The organism is Acidovorax sp. KPB24-07 (genome assembly GCF_057543315.1).
Genome location: NZ_BAAJYS010000660.1, coordinates 1 through 1,290 on the forward strand (window position 1 = coordinate 1; position 1,290 = coordinate 1,290).

The window sequence follows — 1,290 nt, forward strand, 5'->3', positions numbered from 1 at the left end:
GGATATCGGGGAGCACGTCACTGCAGCCGGATGCTCTGCTCGATCCGTTGCGGGTTGTATTCCTCCTGCATGTCTCCCCAGGCACCATAGCTGGCTGCCCAGGTAATCTCGCCGGCCTTCTCGCCATTGCCATCCACCCATCCGATCGGCGTGCACAGATAGTCGCACAGGCAGTGCCGTATGCATCCTAGCTAACGACCGATGTGCTGCGCTCTCTGAGTAGGTTTCTTTTTTAAAGTATGGCAAGCCCATTTCCACACTTGATCACGCCATTTTTAATTATCAATTTTGACATTATTAATAAGCATAGAAAAATAGTAGACCAATGCCACATCCCCACCAAAAACAGTAATTTCTTTATCTTTTAAATATATAAAATTATATTGACTCCCATTCTTTCTAGAAAGGTATTTCACATAATATCCATAGGACGTTTCCTGCACAATCCTATCTAAAACCCCCTACTTATCATTTGGAGATTTTATTATTTTTTCAAAATTTGGCCCTTCATCCACACCCAATGCAACGTCCTCTCCCGTCGAGAGCAAGCATCTAAACCGATAACGTTTGCCATCAATCTGCACACATCCCGTAGGCAGAATAAATTCATGGCCATTAATTTTTACAATTGAATTTCTCGCAGGGGCATCAGCCTGTGCAAACGCCACAACAGAAACTGCCGTAAAAAATGAAATAAATAATTTTTTCATGGTTTTTGGAATTCTCCCACCAGGAATGCCATTCCCCAACGTTCCTGGCGTTGACTTATAGACATCAACCGAACCTTGCCCGATATCTTTCATACCTTGAATTCTTTCTTTCCTTGCTGATTCTCTCATATCTTCCATCTCAGCAGAACTCTTACTGCAAGCAGGACCACTCATGATGCAATCATAAACATCCATATCTTTTTTGTTAGCGCCTTCCATTTTTTTAGCGCCATTATTTATTTTCTCCCCACCTTTTTTTATTCCTATTACTTTATTGACTCCGCTGGCACGTCCATCTTGATTGGCCAGTTCAGGAGTGGTCGTCTCTGTCAAACCCAGAGGATCCACATAAATTATTGGATTAAGGGGGTAAATATATTTATTAACTCCCCCATCTAGCCCAATGGGATCCTGCGTGAATCGTACTGCCCCAGTGAGGGTGTAGTACCTGAATCGGTTGTAATGCAGCCCGGTCTCGGCATCGATCTGCTGGCCCCGCAGCCGGATGCTCTGCTCGATCCGGTGCGGGTTGTATTCCTCCTGCACATCTCCCCCAGGCGCCATAGTGGCCGCCAGGTGA

The 1,290-nt window shown here is 45.1% G+C and carries 1 protein-coding gene; it reads right to left on the bottom strand.

Going from position 1 to position 1,290, the window contains the following annotated elements; translation table 11 throughout:
* Nucleotides 1-461: 461 nt before the first annotated feature.
* On the bottom strand, nt 462-1,290 hold an 829-nt coding region (locus AC27IQ_RS24790; RefSeq protein ID WP_487091189.1), incomplete at its 5' end, for an RHS repeat-associated core domain-containing protein.